Annotated in this window: 12 protein-coding genes and 2 riboswitches; of the genes, 1 reads left to right on the top strand and 11 read right to left on the bottom strand. The window is 41.5% G+C overall.

Annotated features, from left to right (window positions below; all coding sequences use genetic code 11):
- Nucleotides 1-33: 33 nt before the first annotated feature.
- The 11 genes from KCTCHS21_RS12465 to ald all read right to left on the bottom strand — a co-directional run bounded on the left by KCTCHS21_RS12465 (nt 34) and on the right by ald (nt 15,234).
- On the bottom strand, nt 34-1,899 hold the full coding sequence (locus KCTCHS21_RS12465) for a glycosyltransferase (RefSeq protein WP_130608350.1): 1,866 nt from the start codon (nt 1,897-1,899) through the stop codon (nt 34-36).
- A 29-nt stretch (nt 1,900-1,928) separates the two neighbouring features.
- Nucleotides 1,929-3,242, bottom strand: a complete 1,314-nt coding sequence (locus KCTCHS21_RS12460; RefSeq protein ID WP_130616480.1) for a nucleotide sugar dehydrogenase — start codon at nt 3,240-3,242, stop codon at nt 1,929-1,931.
- A gap of 28 nt (nt 3,243-3,270) precedes the next feature.
- Complete coding sequence (locus tag KCTCHS21_RS12455) at nt 3,271-4,734, bottom strand: polysaccharide deacetylase family protein (RefSeq protein ID WP_130608348.1); 1,464 nt, start codon at nt 4,732-4,734, stop codon at nt 3,271-3,273.
- A gap of 294 nt (nt 4,735-5,028) precedes the next feature.
- The gene (locus KCTCHS21_RS12450; RefSeq protein ID WP_130608345.1) at nt 5,029-5,835 is read right to left on the bottom strand and encodes a transglutaminase-like domain-containing protein; all 807 of its coding nucleotides are present in this window, start codon (nt 5,833-5,835) and stop codon (nt 5,029-5,031) included.
- A 13-nt stretch (nt 5,836-5,848) separates the two neighbouring features.
- Nucleotides 5,849-5,928: riboswitch (cyclic di-GMP riboswitch) on the bottom strand.
- A gap of 62 nt (nt 5,929-5,990) precedes the next feature.
- Nucleotides 5,991-6,071: riboswitch (cyclic di-GMP riboswitch) on the bottom strand.
- Nucleotides 6,072-6,141: 70 nt separating this feature from the next.
- A complete protein-coding gene (locus tag KCTCHS21_RS12445) occupies nt 6,142-6,810 on the bottom strand; it encodes a class D sortase (RefSeq protein ID WP_130608342.1) in 669 nt (222 codons plus the stop codon).
- Between the two features lie 112 nt (nt 6,811-6,922).
- On the bottom strand, nt 6,923-10,450 hold the full coding sequence (locus tag KCTCHS21_RS12440; RefSeq protein ID WP_130608339.1) for a collagen binding domain-containing protein: 3,528 nt from the start codon (nt 10,448-10,450) through the stop codon (nt 6,923-6,925).
- Between the two features lie 304 nt (nt 10,451-10,754).
- The gene (locus KCTCHS21_RS12435; protein WP_130608336.1) at nt 10,755-11,582 is read right to left on the bottom strand and encodes a purine-nucleoside phosphorylase; all 828 of its coding nucleotides are present in this window, start codon (nt 11,580-11,582) and stop codon (nt 10,755-10,757) included.
- Nucleotides 11,583-11,618: 36 nt separating this feature from the next.
- Nucleotides 11,619-12,794 (bottom strand): phosphopentomutase, encoded by a 1,176-nt coding sequence (locus tag KCTCHS21_RS12430; RefSeq protein WP_130608333.1) that lies wholly within the window; start codon nt 12,792-12,794, stop codon nt 11,619-11,621.
- 19 nt (nt 12,795-12,813) lie between these two features.
- Nucleotides 12,814-13,731: a site-specific tyrosine recombinase gene (locus KCTCHS21_RS12425; protein WP_130616479.1), complete on the bottom strand. Its 918-nt coding sequence runs from the start codon at nt 13,729-13,731 to the stop codon at nt 12,814-12,816.
- 91 nt (nt 13,732-13,822) lie between these two features.
- Entirely contained in the window at nt 13,823-14,056 is a 234-nt protein-coding gene (locus tag KCTCHS21_RS12420; RefSeq protein WP_130608331.1) for a DUF4227 family protein, read from the bottom strand.
- A gap of 62 nt (nt 14,057-14,118) precedes the next feature.
- Nucleotides 14,119-15,234 carry an alanine dehydrogenase gene (ald, locus tag KCTCHS21_RS12415; protein ID WP_130608328.1) on the bottom strand — a complete coding sequence of 372 codons (1,116 nt, stop codon included), beginning with the start codon at nt 15,232-15,234 and terminating at the stop codon, nt 14,119-14,121.
- 175 nt (nt 15,235-15,409) lie between these two features.
- Here ald and KCTCHS21_RS12410 point away from each other — a divergent pair, with 175 nt between their 5' ends.
- On the top strand, nt 15,410-16,558 hold the full coding sequence (locus tag KCTCHS21_RS12410; protein ID WP_130608325.1) for a S8 family peptidase: 1,149 nt from the start codon (nt 15,410-15,412) through the stop codon (nt 16,556-16,558).
- The last annotated feature ends 73 nt before the right edge of the window (nt 16,559-16,631 follow it).

Raw genomic sequence — 16,631 nt, 5'->3', positions numbered from 1 at the left:
CTCCCCCTCATCCCTGAGCTTTCGATAATGGCATTAGAATGGCAATCCGATTCTCTTTTTATTTTTCTGTTTTCTTGCTGCTTTCTTATTTTTCGCTTCGATATCCTGAGGAGTTTCTCTCGTACCCCAAGTTGACTTCCAGAATGTAACCCAAGCGACTGGCATTTGCCAGAGCAACACTAGCTCGTAAAATATACAAAATACTAATCCGAATACCCAAAGCTTACTCTTTCGAAATAGAAGATGGGCGAGGCTCATGAGCATTGCCATCATCAGCAACCCCATTAAGAATGTGCCAGGAAAGATATGATGAACGATTGGAACGTAAAATAAATTGTAAAGTACGATAATAGGGGCAGCTATAGGAACAATAAGACCTATATAAAAGAACAGCGCCATAAACGGCTCTTTACGCCAGATGAACAAGCCTGCTCGCAAAGACTCCCTAAGCCATGATCGTTTCCATCTCATTTGCTGCTTTAAGAACACCCCCATATTTGAAGGTACGATTGTAGAACAGATAGCTGCATCCTGATATGCCGTCCGATGGGTTTTGAGTATAAAATTTGTCATACTACGATCGTCACCAAAGGTAGCAGGCTGCCCAAGAAACTTTTGGTTTAGCCATGCATCAGTATGCTTAACAATCAAATCCTTCCGGTAACAGGACAGGGGACCGGACAAGCAAGTGACACTATCAAACCAAGATTCTGCAGCTTTCATAATTCGAAATGCTATATAGTACCGTACCGTTTGCAGCTTTGTAATGGAGTTGGTATATTTATTTTCAACATCTGTTCGACCTGCAACTCCTCCCATTCGTGGATCTTGAAAGGGCTGTACAAGATGCTTAATTGCATCGGGTTCCAAGAAGCTGTCTGAATCAACAAATACGACCAAATCATGCTTAGCCATCTCTACGCCCTTAACCAAAGCAACCCGCTTTCCCCCGTTTTCAGGAAGAACGTGCATTTTCACCCGTTCCTTAGTTGAAAAGCGTTCTGCTTCGTTATGCACCATATCGATCACTTGCTGAATCCGCTCAACAGATCTATCCTTCGAGCGATCATCAATAACAATGACCTCAAGCTTATCAACGGGATAATCTTGATTCACACAGCTTAATATCGTCCTATGAATCCATTCCTCTTCATTGAAACAAGGGATAATAATGGATACTCCAGGTGTGTAGTCAGGATTCACTGGAACATCCCTATACAATGCTCCGAACATATAACGTGAAAGCAGAAATGCAGCAGCAGTAAGGCTGTAAAGATATAAAAGAATGTTGTATTTGAAATAAATGATGCTTTCCACACGCATAAGCATTATGAAACAGACCGCTATGAATAACAATCCACTCGCAGTGTATACAGAATAACCCCATCTTTTTCGTTGAAAATATTCTGTCAAAGGCTTAACAAATTCAAGAGCGAGCATTTGCTTGTCTTGTCCATTTTCAGTACGAGTAAAAATCCGCACTACCCTAGCAATTGTATTTACTGCTAACTCGAAACCTTCGGGCATCGTTCCCGGAGGAATATTAAACCGGATATTTAACCTATCTTTTACTTCAAACTGGTCAATGCCTGTATCCAGCGCAATTAATAGACCTGTTGAAGAGATATCCACCGCTTGCGCCTTTATACCTGTTTTTTTCTTCTTCCCCTCACCAATAACTAAAACCTCGAAGTTTGCGACGTATCTTAAACTTAGAAGTCTTAATCTTTTGATATAGTCGGAATCCCTGTCCCCGTTAGAAGACATATCTTCCTTAATCCCTCTGCGATCAGTCGAAGTTCGGATATTTTCTGGATCCGGGACATTTGAAAGTGTACGTCTATCCTCTCGGGGCACGGTCAATACTTCAACAGTTTCCTTTTTCTTTTTTCTAAACATGGGTGCTTCTCCCATCCGTGTTTCTTTAATTAAAGACTCCAATAATGATAGCCATTATTTTCGAAATCCGTTTTGCTAAATACAGCTTTAATATCAACCATTATTTTGGTTTGATCTTCACTGTACAGATTGGCGAAATCATCTATATTCATCTGCAAAAATTCACGGTGAGGTACAGCAACAATAATTACATTTAAATCCTTCATTTCAGACATATCAGTCATTTCTATACCATATTCTTCATAAACATGACGTTTATCCACGAGTGGATCTGCGACTATGGGCGTAATAGAGTACTCTTGGAGCTCTTGGATAATATCTGTAACTTTAGTATTCCGAATATCCGAACAATCTTCTTTGTAAGATAATCCTAGAAAGCCAATTCTGGCTTTATTAATATCCAGTTTGAGCTTAACTAGCATTTTAATAATGTTCTGAGCTATATACTTCCCCATCCCATCATTTATATGGCGACCTGCTAGTATAATCTTAGAGTGGTAGCCAGCATCCTCAGCTTTATAGGTTAGATAGTATGGATCAATACCGATGCAATGTCCTCCTACTAATCCCGGCTTAAAGTTCAAAAAGTTCCACTTCGTACCGGCTGCTTGTAATACAGCTTTTGTATCGATTCCCATACTATTGAATAACATTGAAAGCTCGTTCATAAAAGCAATATTTATATCTCTTTGTGCGTTCTCAATTACCTTCGCTGCTTCTGCAACCTTAATACTTTCTGCCTTAAATACACCTGCTTGAATAATAAGCTCATAAATACTCGCTACTGTAGCAAGGGTCTCTTCATCCATTCCAGAGACGATTTTCACAATGTTCTCTAGACGGTGTACCTTATCCCCTGGATTAATACGCTCAGGTGAATATCCAACCTTAAAATCCACTCCACAACGCAATCCCGACTCAGCCTCTAGAATGGGTATGCATATTTCTTCCGTAACACCTGGATAAACAGTTGATTCATAGACGACAATAGCACCTTTTTTTAGCTTTGTGGCAACTATCTTACTAGCGCTTTGAACGAAATTAAGATCGGGCACATTCCCACTTTGCACTGGTGTGGGGACTGCTATAATGAAGAACCTCGACTCCTTCAGCCTCTCTTCATCAGAAGTGAACTCAACTGAGCAGTCTCTTATCGCTTCGTCTCCCAAATCTCTAGTTAAATCTATCCCCATACGATAGCTTTCTATCTTATGATTACTGATATCAAAACCAATGACATTTGTTCTTTTTGAAAAGGCTACGGCCAAGGGCAATCCCACATATCCAAGTCCAACTATTGCGATATGCTCTTGTCTATCAGCAATATTTTCGTATAGTCCCATGCCTTCCATCCCTATCTGCTTTATGACATTATTCTTTTAAGTTTATTAATTCTCCCATCTTCACGAAAGTAAAACCTTTTTTCTTCAATCGTTCTATCGCAACTGGAAGTGCCTCTATCGTATGAATGTCATCCAACATGTGTAATAAAATGATGCTACCATTATGTGTCTGCTCCATAATCTCTTTTACAATGAAATCTGCCGTGTTATTTGAATCCCAGTCAAAGGTTGTTACATCATAAAGTGCAATATTTGGATAGCCTGCTGCCGCAACTATCCGTGCTGTCTTATCATCTATTTCTCCTGTTGGAGGCCTGAACAGCATTGTGGGCTGTTGCTGAATCGCTTCCGTAATAACCTGATGAGCTTTAACCACTTCTTCTTGCAATTCTTCTGGTGTCAATTTCGTAATGACTGGATGACTATAGGTATGACTAGCAACCTCATGCCCGCCTTCTATGATGGCTCGTGCCAAATTAGGGTTAGCTTCCACTCCTTTTGCACGTAAAAAGAATGTCGCTTTTACCTCTTTCTCAGCTAAAATATCCAAAATTTTATTTACAGTATAATCTGTACCCCAATCATCAAAGGTTAACGAGATTTCTTTCTTACTCGTCTCCTTTCTGAAAATAAGATTATACTTAGTATCTTTATAATTTAGATTAGCTTTTGCTGCATCGTATCCCTTGATCATTTCTAAAGGTTTTTTCTCTCCGCCAAGCTCCATTAACTTACTTAGAGGAATAAACTCATAGCCCACATCTGAAGCAGCCTTGACGAAGATTGGAATATCATCAACGACATCCATAATTTCTTCTGTATCTATATTAATAATGCCCCCACGATTAATATATTTTCTTACATATTGGCTTTTTTCTTCAGGGCTTTCTCCCTGCCAGTTATGTAGAAAGAAGCTGTATACAATTAAGGAATCCAGACCATTGTGCGCAGTTGCTAAAAGAACATCATCATTGTAATGCCCCGATTTTGTTCTGACATAACGGGGTGTTTTCCCTGTCGTCTTTCTAATAATCTCATTGCTTAAATGAATTTCTTTATAAATTTGTTCATAACTAAGTTTAGTCATATCTAATCGACTCAAAGTATTGTTCTCAATTTCGTGTCCTCTAGAAACAATTTCCTTCACAATATCCGGCTCTTCCGCCACTCTCATTCCAGGAAGAAAGAATGTTGCCTTTATGTGATAAACATCCAGTTCTTTCAATAGACGAATCATAGTAGCTTCGTCCCCCATACCACTAAAGGTTAGAGCCAGTTCCCTTTTAGCGGTGTAAACATTTGAAATCGCTTTGCTCATCTCACCATTATAGGGAGCAATTTCGGTATCTTTTGTCTCTTTAACATCGTCCGATGAGGTTCCACTCCCTCCGAACAAACCGCAACCCGATAACAATGTCAACACCAATAAAGCTATTAATAGTTTCGTATAGATTTTTTTATAGTTTGATGTCGAAGTCCAATTTCTTATCATTCTATTGCTCCTTCTGCAACTGTGCTCACCTTAATATTAGTCAAAATTCAACATTGTTACATAAAATTTTTACTTCTCATTGTTATTAATTTACTTACCAACATTAAATAGGTCTTTTTTACTAATATCAATATACTGATATACTACTATTTTACTATCAACTGTACAACTGTGACTTATTGTAACAATCTCATCTGAACAAATTCTATAATTTTTATAAAGAGATGTGCAATACAATAAAACCACCTCCTCTAAATCAGAGAAGGTGGTCCATATAATTCAAGCTTACTGATATTAGTATACTTTCGCTGCTACATATTTGCTGGAATCCTTATTCATGGTTACTGCTTTTTTGCCCGACAGAGCAGCATCAACAGTAGTATCAATAGTAATCCATTTGCCGTTGATGTACACATTGTTCCAAGCATGATACTCTTTCACATATTCAGATGTTCCCATTACAAGCTTCGTTGGAATCCCTACACTCCGTGTCATCGCTGCGAATAGTGTGGAATAATCATAGCAGATACCTTTTTTCGCCTTAAACACGTTATCAATGTTAGGAATATAATTAGAAGTAACGTTTTTAGCTAAGTTAGAATCATACTTGATCTCACTAATGATGAATTCATAGATTGCTTTTACTTTTTCTTCATCTGAAGCTTTATTCTTGGTTAGTTCAGCAGCTTTTTTAGTTGCCAGCTCTGATTCATTCCAATTAATATTTTGAATAGATCCTACATAAGCACTGCTAGAATCCTGTAAGTTCAAAGTAATATCTTTCGATTGAAGAAGCTTGTATTTGGTTCCTGAAGTGTTTTGCAACACTGAAATATTGTAAGTACCATTATCGGACTGTAAGGAAAAATATTCAAACTTGTTAGATTGATTTAAGTCATACGTGTAAGTAGTGTTGCCCTTCTTAATGAGAACTTTTAGCTTACTTCCCTTAGTAATATCATAAGATACTCCAACTAATCCTGAGTCTAGCTTTGTTTCATCCAACCAGTTGTCTGAGTTGCCCTCTGCTGCATAAGTACTAGCTGCACTAAACAGGGATATGAAGCATACGGCAATCAATATGAGAAATGATCTACGCATGAATAATCTTCCTTTCGGTAACTGGCTACCATCCTTGCGGAAGGCCCTTTAGCTTTGCGTCCCTACCTTTCGATAGGTTTGCCATTATCGTGTAAGTGTTTATTCATAGTGCAGATAGAGCCTGAACTACGATTATATAAGAAAAAGCCAATTCTTTCGGGAGCTGGCTGCCATCCTTACGGGAAGGCCCTCTAGCTTTGCGTCCCTACCTTTCGATAGGTTTGCCTTTGTCGAGCTTTGTCTTATAGGTTAAATTTAACAGAGTTTAATGAAAGAAGCAAGCGAATTGTTGACTATTAATACGAATTATAGCTTAGCTTGAACAATTAATCTCTTAGTTGGATTAATAACGGGATCACATGTAATTAAAGTAAGAATTTTGTCTCTATCGTTCCGTCCTAATACAGAGATATCCGTAGGCTCTACTTTCAATATATTAAATACGGTATAGACGAATTGCTCGTCATTAACCTTTACAGTGATTTCATCACCGACCTCTAATTCATTTAACCTATTAAAAAGTCTACCCTTTGTATGAGCTCTATGGGCCGCTATAGCTGCATTACCAATCTCACCAAGCTTAGTGGTCTCCTTCAGATGAACTGCTGAGAATTTCATATTCTCATTCGTTGCACCTTCTAGTATAGGAAGCTTTACTTTTATTTTTTTGATTTCAATGATTCCAATTGGCGGGGGGGTATTTGCAGCACTAGGCTCCGGAGTGGATTCCGTTTCAACTGGTGGAGATTCTACACTCTCTGTCTCTGGATCAGATCCCTGCATTAACAATTGTGTTAAATTATCGTTTTTCAATGCTAATTGATGATCAAAGTCATTTTCGTTTGTAGCAGAAATAGCTTGTTCCATTTCGGTTAACAGCTGCTCTTGTTTCCAGTCATAATGCCATTCTCGTAATATTGGAAATAATATAAGGCCAAACCCAACTATAAATAATAGTAAAGCTAACTTTCTCATAATAATTTACATCCTCCTTCCGTAATGGGTTCATTAATGATTCCTATACCTTCGAATGGATAAGGACTGTCGAGAATTCTCGACAGTCCTACCACTGCGCGCATGTTGATTATTATTTACGTGAAGAACGTCTCTTGCCAAAAAGAATAGCTGCTGTAACAACTAGACCTAAGCCGACCAGCTGCAGAGGAAGATTACTTTCTTCTCCAGTCTTTGGTAGATTTTTGACGCCACCAGGAATGTCAATTCCGCCTAATGGCACATCATCTACATTAATATCGTAGAAGGTTTCCTCTTTATTACCATCTTTATCTGTAACAGTGATTGAGAAGGTATCTTTACCGGTAAACCCTTTTTTAGGCGTGTACTTCCAGTTGCCGTCTTTATCTACTGTTACTTTTCCATTCTCAGGCTTCTTACCGACTTCAGTCTTGCTACCTGTTGGAACTTTAACGGTACCTTCTTTAGGTGTATCCTTAGGAGTTATTTCAACCTTCTCGATAGGCTTTGGCGTTGATCCTGGCGTTGGTGTCGACCCTGGCGTTGGCGTCGGCCCTGGCGTTGGCGTCGGTCCTGGCGTTGATGTTGGACCTGGCGTTGGCGTCGGTCCTGGCGTTGATGTTGGACCTGGCGTTGGCGTCGGTCCTGGCGTTGGTCCTGTAGTCACAATTTTTTTGTTTTTCACTGTTAAAGATAAAATGTTATTAGTAGAATCAACCTTGACAGGATACTCTGTCGGGTCAAGCTCATAACCATTTGGTGCTACAGTTTCCTTAAGAATATAATCACCGGATAATAGCTTCTTAAATATAACTACACCATTATCGCTTGTCGTAAGAGTGTTAATTAATATAGGTGCTGCGTTTGTTTTGCGATATAGCGTAAACGTAGCATCTTTTAGTAAAGTCGCAACGTTCGCTTCATCTACTTTCGTAACAGTCAGTTCACCACGTACACCACTGCCTGTTCCCGATCCTGATGAAACACCTACGATTATTTCAGTAGCAGTAGGGGAAATTACACTTTGAACATTAGAACCTGAGAATTTAACTTTATTTGAAACCTTATCTTTATCGTTTGCTACAATTAAAGATTGATACTCTAAAATTGATGCTGAGGAAATGTCCTTCAAATAGCTAAGTTCAAAGGTTTGAACGCCATTATTATCGGTTTTGATCTCCAATTTGTAATCAGTACCCTTTACAAGCTCCGCAGCTTTAGTTATGTCCCCGTTACCAGCTACAGTTGTTGCATAAAGATGGAATGAGGTTTCAATGAGCAACTGATTATCACTAGGCTCATCTATAACTTTAGCATTTTGAACTACCGATTGTCCCCGGTTAATAAAAATTTTCCAGTCAATTTTGTCGCCGTTTTGTGTACCACCCTTAAACACATATTCACCGGCTTTTGGAATAGTAACCGTCGCCTTCAATTCTTTGGATTTTGGTGTCGTATTACTAAACAATGTTGCAGTGTTCGGGATATTGCGATCGATAAGCTCGCCTTCCAGAGTTGTTTTGAACGTAATATAGAAGGCTGTGTCAATCGGTTTAAGGAAATTCACTACCAGTGTATTGTCGGCAGGAGTTACATCATACGTATAATCAACATTGTTATTGTATACAGCTGAGCCTACTGACGGTTTCCCATCCTTCGGAACAATCATCTCTTCTAAATTAAATGAACCTGGTACGAGCTTCTGTCCGTCAAGTAAAGGATCTATAACTTTTGCATTCGTAATGGATTCTCTATTATAGTTAACGCCAATCGTCCAAGTAATTTCCTTTTTTGTTGCATTATAAGTAGCGCTCTTAAACCCATTATTTTTCGTACTATCATTCGGGGTAAAGGTTGCTTCAACAGATTTGACTTCAGGTGCAAGCACATCACCCCATTTGAGCTCACCTTTGTTCTTGAAATTATCAGTGCGAGTGCTAGGCCAATCAAAGCTCGTCTGGTAAGTAATAATATATTTCTCGTTTACATCCGCGTTGAATTTAACCTCAAATCCAGGTTTAGGATTTGTAATTGGATCAACCGTAATTGGAGTAAATATATAATCAGTATTAAGTCCGAGCACTCCCCCGCTACTCTTAACAATCTTCAATGAATTAGGAATATATGCAAGTCCACCATTCTCGAAAGTGTCCTTGAAGATCACATTGCTCATTTGATACTTGTCACCGTTAATTTCCACTTTCCAATCAACTGTTTTGTCTTTATAGTTCACTGCAGTACTATTCTGATTAATATTATCCTTATTAATGATCACTTGCTTAATCTTTTGTTCTTTAGAAACCCCGTTCACCGTATTTGTAATTGTCACTTCGTTGCCAGTTACACGAGTTTTTGCTTTTGTCTGGTATTCGATTCGATATGCACTGGTAATAGCGCTTTTGAATTGCAGATCAAAGTTGCCCCCAGATGGCGTAAAGCCGTAGTCTGCTGGCTCATTTAACTCAGTACCTTTAGTTTCGTTACCTGAAGTATCGAATGTGACAGGATAAACATGGAAGGACCCTGCTACAAGTTCTTGATCCCCATTTATAGTGTCATTCAAAAGGGCAGCTGCTTGGGCTATCGGTTTTTCATTGTAGTTATACTTGATTGCCCAATTAATCGTTTGGGTTTCAGAATTATAACCTGTTGATTCCTTTGCAAGAGGTGTACCATAATTAATTCCAACTGTAGCTGATGCCTTAGCTTCAGGTATATTACTTCCCTTAAAAGTAGCTTCATTCTTAAAGCTCTTAATGTCTACATCCGTAATAGTAGTCGTATATTCAATTTGATAAGCTGCACTAATTACACTTGTGTTGCCGTGATTACTCGGATCAAGAAAGCTAAGCTTGAAATCCTTTGAATCATCTGTTTTTTCAACTTTATAATTAGATGGATCAATTGGGAGCCCCTTAACTGTTGTTCCATCTAAGTTCACTTTCAACTCATATACGGCAAGAGACACTGAATTAAAGGCTAATCCAGTAGGTATAGGATCAAGAACGACAGCATTATTGACTTTCTCCAATTTCTTATTCACATCAATCGACCATGCAATGCTCTTTGCATTATAGCCTGATGGTGTGCCTGCTTTGTCAATTGTTGATCCGATCTCTGGCTTAAACTGAAGGTTTACTTCCTGGCCCCCATTAATCGGAAAAATAATCTTTTGTTCGGTGCTGCCTGTGATTTTGGTTTTATCAAACTTCGTATTTATTGTAAGAACTCCGCTTACATTATCAAACGATTTGATGAAATCGTTAAAGGTCATTACAACCTCTCTAGTCAATCTATTCACCTTAAATGTACCTACATCTGCACCATTGATCTGTAGCGGTCCATCAATATCGTTGAATAGCACAAATTTGTCAGGGAGTGAGAATGTAAATGTATCTTTGTCTTGATACCCATGTTGATTTTTAAGCTTCCAATCAAAATCTAATTGAACACTTGCACCTTGCTCATACACGACATCGGTTACAGAGTTTCCTTGCCCATCCTTAACGGTTAACTTCACACCTGTAATGAGATTATCTGTTATATTCGCGGCATTTACATTCCTCGAGATGCCCAGACCATTAAAGCTCTGCACGATGAGGAGAACAGAAAAAACCAACATCATTATTTTATTTTTCATTTTAATTTTGCCTCCATTCCAAATAACCTTTGTAAGCTAACTACAACGGCTGTATTAGTTTTTGGGTTTCTTATTTTGACTCTACTAACTCTCATAAAATCCTTCCTCTCTTTGTTTCAATCTTCTCTATTCTTTTAAGTTTTTCATAGATGCACAATAATTTAAATCTATCATTCGCATTATAATAAACGCATCTGAAAAATAACTGAACAATTTCGGTGATAATACAACAGGATAATAAAAAAGCACGAAGGGGCTACCCCATAAGTTACCTTGTGGACAGCCCACCCCCTTATGTTGTGAATTACATTTTCGGAATAACAGCTAGCACCAAGGATAGAAACTGTTCTTTGACCAGCTCCGTCGTCTCCATGACTTCTTCGTGGGATAGCTGCTGATCCAAAATGCCTGCTGCCATGTTGCTGATGCAGGATATACCCAGCACCTCGATACCCGAATGTCTAGCCACGATTACTTCCGAAACTGTCGACATCCCCACCGCATCCACTCCAAGTGTGCGGAACATTCGAATTTCTGCGGGTGTCTCGTAGTTCGGACCGAGTAATCCGACGTAGACGCCTTCTTGAACGGAGAAACCAAGCTCCGCAGCAGTTTCCTTAGCAATTGCTCGCAAGCGACGGCTATAAGCGTCTGACATATCAGGGAAACGAACGCCAAGAGCGTTATCGTTAGGTCCTACAAGAGGATTGCGCCCTGTAAAATTAATATGATCAGAAATCAGCATCAGGTTACCTGGCTTATAATCCAGATTAACGCCTCCTGCTGCATTCGTTACAAGTAATGTAGTTACTCCAAGCGCCTTCATAACACGGACAGGCAACGCCGTGCGCTCGGGCTCGTAGCCTTCGTACATGTGGAATCTACCGCGCATTAACACGACGCTACGCCCTTGCAGCTTGCCAATCAATAATTCCCCCGCATGCCCTTCAACAGTTGAAACCGGGAAATGAGGAATATCCTCGTAAGGGATCGTAACTGCATCCTCTAGCTCATCTCCTAGTACTCCAAGACCTGAACCTAGAATAAGACCAATTTCCGGTCGCACATCTGTTGTGGAACGAATAAACGCCGCTGCTTCCTCAATAATCGCTGCCGAAGCTACTTGAGTCATGTAAACCTCTCCCTTATGTAATAAATGTTATTACTATTACTTTAGCAAAGCTAGAAAGCTATTTCCATGAGTGTTGAAGTCGGCTCCGAAATTTTCTGCAACTGTGGCAGCAATATCGGCAAAGCTTGCTCGATCCGCTAGCTGTCCTGCTTCAGCGAAGCTGGGACTCCATGCTAACAGCGGTACGAACTCACGGGTATGATCTGTGCCTGTATGAGTGGGATCATTACCATGGTCAGCCGTAATAATGAGGAGATCCTCTTTCCCCATGACCCCCATAAGCTCTGGAAGCGCCTTATCAAACTCCTCTAAAGCACGACCGTACCCCTCCGGATCACGTCTATGACCGTACAAGGAATCGAAATCAACTAGATTCGTGAACAGAAACCCATGGAAATCTGACTGCATTTCCCGCAAGGTCACAGCAATACCATCTGCATTGCTTTTAGTCGGATACGATCTCGTAATGCCTTCACCACTGAATATATCATTGATTTTACCAACCGCTACGACGTCTAGACCCTTCGCTTTCAATGCATTAAGTACAGTTGGCTGCGGCGGCTTAACCGCATAGTCATGCCGATTGGTTGTGCGCTTGAAAGCCCCGGGCTTGCCGTTATAAGGCCGTGCTATTACTCTACCAACAGAAAACTCATCCTTCATGGTCAATCGACGAGCAACTCGGCAAGCATTATATAGCTCCTCAAGTGGAATAACTTCCTCATGTGCAGCTAATTGAAACACACTGTCAGCGGAAGTATACACAATCCAAGCTCCGCTTTTCATTTGTTCCTCGCCAAGCTCATCTAATATTTCCGTTCCTGATGCTGGCTTATTGCCTATGACTGACCTGCCAGTCTGATCCTCGAATTCATGTATAAGCTCTTTAGGAAAGCCTTCCGGGAAAGTGCGGAATGGCGTATCCACTCTAAGACCTGCGAGCTCCCAATGTCCGGTCATTGTATCTTTACCTACGGATACCTCTGCCATTTTTCCATGATAGCCTTGCACAGCGGTCTCGGGATTCCAAGCTCCAAGTGGAGCAATATTGCCTAATCCCAATCGACGCAAGTTAGGCAATGCAAGATTTTCGACCTTCTGAACGATATGGCTTAAAGTGTGTGTGCCCTTATCTCCATATTCCGCCGCATCCGGCAGCTCGCCAATACCTACGCTATCCAATACGATTACTGTTATTCGTTGATAAGACATAAGTTTGTTCCTCTCTTCGCTAGCTTTGCTCCTGATGCTCGGTTTCTCTCATTTGGGCTCTTGGATGGTTACTTTCGTAAACCTCTTTAATTTTCAGCTTTGAGGCTGACTGATACATCTGGGTCGTAGATGGGTCTGAATGCCCCAGCATCTCTTGAACCGCTCTTATATCCGCACCATTATCTAATAAATGTGTTGCAAAGGTATGCCTCAGCATGTGGGGCGTAATAGTAAAGCCCAATTGATTCGCGTATTTCTTCATTATTTTCCAGAAGCCCTGACGGGTCATTCGTGTCCCCAGATGGTTCAAAAACAACGCATCCTCAGGTTTATCTGGATTCACGAGACAAGGGCGAGCCTGCTCCAAGTAGCGTGAAACCCACGATGTGCCGTGCGAGCCGACCGGTACCATCCGTTCTCTTTTCCCAGAGCCCCAGCATAGCAAAAAACCCATATCGAGTCTAACATGCCCCTTATCCAATGCAGTAAGCTCTGACACTCGCAAGCCGGACGCGTATAATAGCTCAAGCATCGCCCTATCTCTCAATCCCATATCGCTGCTCGTATCAGGGAGCTCCAGAAGCTTGTCCAGATTAACGGGCGTAAGTGATTTAGGTGGTTTTTTAACTGCCTTCGGACTTTCCAGCTGAATAGCAGGATTATAATCTAGCGCTCTCTTTATCGTTAGATATTTGCAGAAGGAACGAATAGAAACGATCCGACGTGTGATTGTTGCAGTTGTCCGCCCTTCCGTGCGCATATTATTCAAATAATTGGTCAAATGATGGGCTTTAAGCTCCATCGCTTCGTTAACTTGATTAGCTTCCAAATAGGAAACAAAATCAGATAAATCACTGATATAGCTTTTCACTGTACTAATTGAAACTTTACGTTCATCTGCCATATAAGATTGATAAGACTGCAGCCAGCCTTTCATTTCCATAGAAAAATACCTTCCTTAACACTTCTGACGTTTCTCCGGCTTGTTCTGTATTCCACACGAGCCTAGAGAAATCCTTCCCAGTCGATCATTCCCCTAGCCAATAAAATAATCTAAGACGATCGCCTGGGGAGCCAGAGGGATCGCTGCCTTCCCCTGTTTGGAACACCTTAGCCGCTCGCCCTCCTGGTACTTTATAAGGATCTGCAGGACTTATCCAACCATTAAACCATCCGAAAAATCCATGAACAAACACTGTTAAAGCAAGAAATAGAAGCGTAAATTGCAGCCGCTCCCACCATTTGTCTAAAGGCTCTTTCATTCCTTTTCCCCCTTCTTGTCCGGGCTATTACTAATCCGTATGAGAAAGGGGGCTAAAACATGTCACCATAAGCCTTCTAGAGGTGTATAAGGCAAGCCAACGGCTTCTGCCACCTGAGGATGGGTAATGGCTCCACGATAAGTATTAACACCTAGTGCAAGCATAGAATTGGATTTCACCGTATCCTGAAAGCCCTTAGCCGCTAATTGTAAAATGTAATCAATCGTTACGTTCGTTAACGCAAGGGTTGACGTGCGTGGCACAGCTCCAGGCATATTAGCCACAGCATAATGAATGACCCCGTATTTCTCATAGATAGGATTCTCATGGGTAGTAGCACGGTCAACAGTCTCAATAGATCCCCCCTGATCGACAGCTACATCAACGATAACGGCCCCCTTCTTCATCGTCTTGACCATTTCCTCCGTTACAAGACGTGGAGCACGCGCTCCGGGGACGAGAACCGCGCCAATAAGTAAATCAGCTTTGCGCACTGCATTCGCAATGTTATGTGGGTTGCTCATCAAAGTACGAAGTCGACCCTGAAACACATCGTCCAAATAGCGCATGCGGTCTCCATTTTTCTCGAGCACTACAACGTCTGCTCCCAGTCCTAACGCCATTTTCGCTGCATTCGTCCCCACGATACCACCACCAATAATGATGACCTCTGCTGGTGGTACTCCCGGGACTCCGCCAAGCAGAACTCCCCGCCCCCCTTGGAAGGCTTCCAAGTACTTGGCTCCCTCCTGTACGGACATACGACCTGCTACCTCACTCATAGGTGTCAAGAGTGGCAGGCTTCCATTAGGTGCTTGTATCGTCTCGTAAGCGATCGCTGTAACACGTTTGTCGGTTAATGCTTTGGCTAGTTCCGGTACTGCTGCGAGATGTAAGTAAGTAAATAGGATCTGACCCTCGCGAAAATATTCAAACTCCTCCTGCAATGGCTCCTTTACCTTTACAATCATATCCGCAGCTGCCCATACTTCAGATGCCTCGATAACTATTGTTGCCCCAGCAGCACCGTAATCCTCATCTGTAAAACCACTCCCTTCACCAGCCCCCTGTTGGACGACGACCTTATAGCCTTGCTGAACTATCATGCTGCAGCCAGCTGGAGTAAGAGCAACTCTGTATTCCTGTTTCTTGATTTCCTTAGGCAATCCGACAATCATTATTCATTCCTCCTACCGCAGTCCACTATTTTCTCTTCCTTACAGTCTCCCTTGCAAACAAAAATATGTGCTCACCAGCTCCCTCATGCACCATTTACCCGAAAACGCCATACTTTACCAAGCATAACAACTATCGCGGTTCTTTTTGGCCAAGACCCGCCCAGGAGGACACTGAATGAATGTAATAACTAAACAGCTGTGCCGCTCCGCAAAAAGTCACCCATCCATACGCACGGAACGCAGATACATTGTGCTTCATCGCGCTCGCGATTATCACCACTGCCTTAAAGAGCTTAAATCCTCCGGTATTACCCCCGTTAAAACAATTGAATCCCTTCGCTTAATATGCTGTCACATCGATCGCTCAACCAAATGGAATGCTATTCACAATAATTCCCGGGTTGCCTATGTTGGTCGGGATCATATCGTTAAAGCGCATGGTCTAAAACAAGCTCAATCCAAAGATACAATTATTAAAGCTCGGATTCCTTGGAATATACGAAGAGTATTAGCTCCCCCTGTATGGAAAGCATCCAACCAAGGCAGTAACATTAAGCTAGGTATCATTGATACCGGTATTGCTCGACATCCTGACTTAAAAATAGCCGGTGGGGTAAATACAATTAACGGCAAATCGTTCCATGACGACAATGGCCATGGTACTCATGTTGCGGGAATCGCTGCCGCGACGGGACATCAAAAAATTTATGGCATTGCCCCTAAAGTCAGTCTATATGCGGTTAAAGTACTGGATGCAACAGGATCAGGCTATATCACCGATATTGTGGAAGGAATTAATTGGTGCTTAGCCAACGGCATTAAGATTATGAATATGAGCTTTGGTTCCACTGCTGATAGCAAGCTGCTGAAAGACACCATTCGGCGGGCTAGGAAGCAAGGAGCTGTTATGATTGCCTCCGCTGGCAATAGCGGCCATTTCTTCAGACAAATAGACGCTCCTGCCCGTTACCCAGAAACGATTGCAGTTGCTGCGACAACGATAAAAAATCGTGTAGCCTTTTTCTCCAGTAGAGGATCAGGCATTGATATCGCAGCCCCTGGAGTAAACATTCTATCCACTTGGCTGAAGGGAACCTATCGTAGAGAGTCAGGAACCTCGATGTCTTCCCCACACGTTACTGGAGCTGCTGCCTTACTAAGAGGGATTAAGCCTAATTTAAGTGCGACAAAACTAATTTTAAGGCTCACAAAGAACGCACTACGAATTCCCGGAGGCGTGTCTGCTGTTGGCAACGGGCTACTTCAGGTTGCACCTGCTGCTCGTTCATTAAGCTGCAAAAAGCGCTTAGTTCAACGACATTAAACTGGGAAATGTTACATTTCTCATTGTTTTCCGAAGTCAAATTGCCTATGATTAAACAGAAGGGGGATGCGAA

The sequence above is a fragment of the Cohnella abietis genome (genome assembly GCF_004295585.1).
Classification (GTDB): domain Bacteria; phylum Bacillota; class Bacilli; order Paenibacillales; family Paenibacillaceae; genus Cohnella; species Cohnella abietis.
Note: the sequence above shows the minus strand (reverse complement) of the source record. Positions and strands in the feature narration are given on the sequence as shown.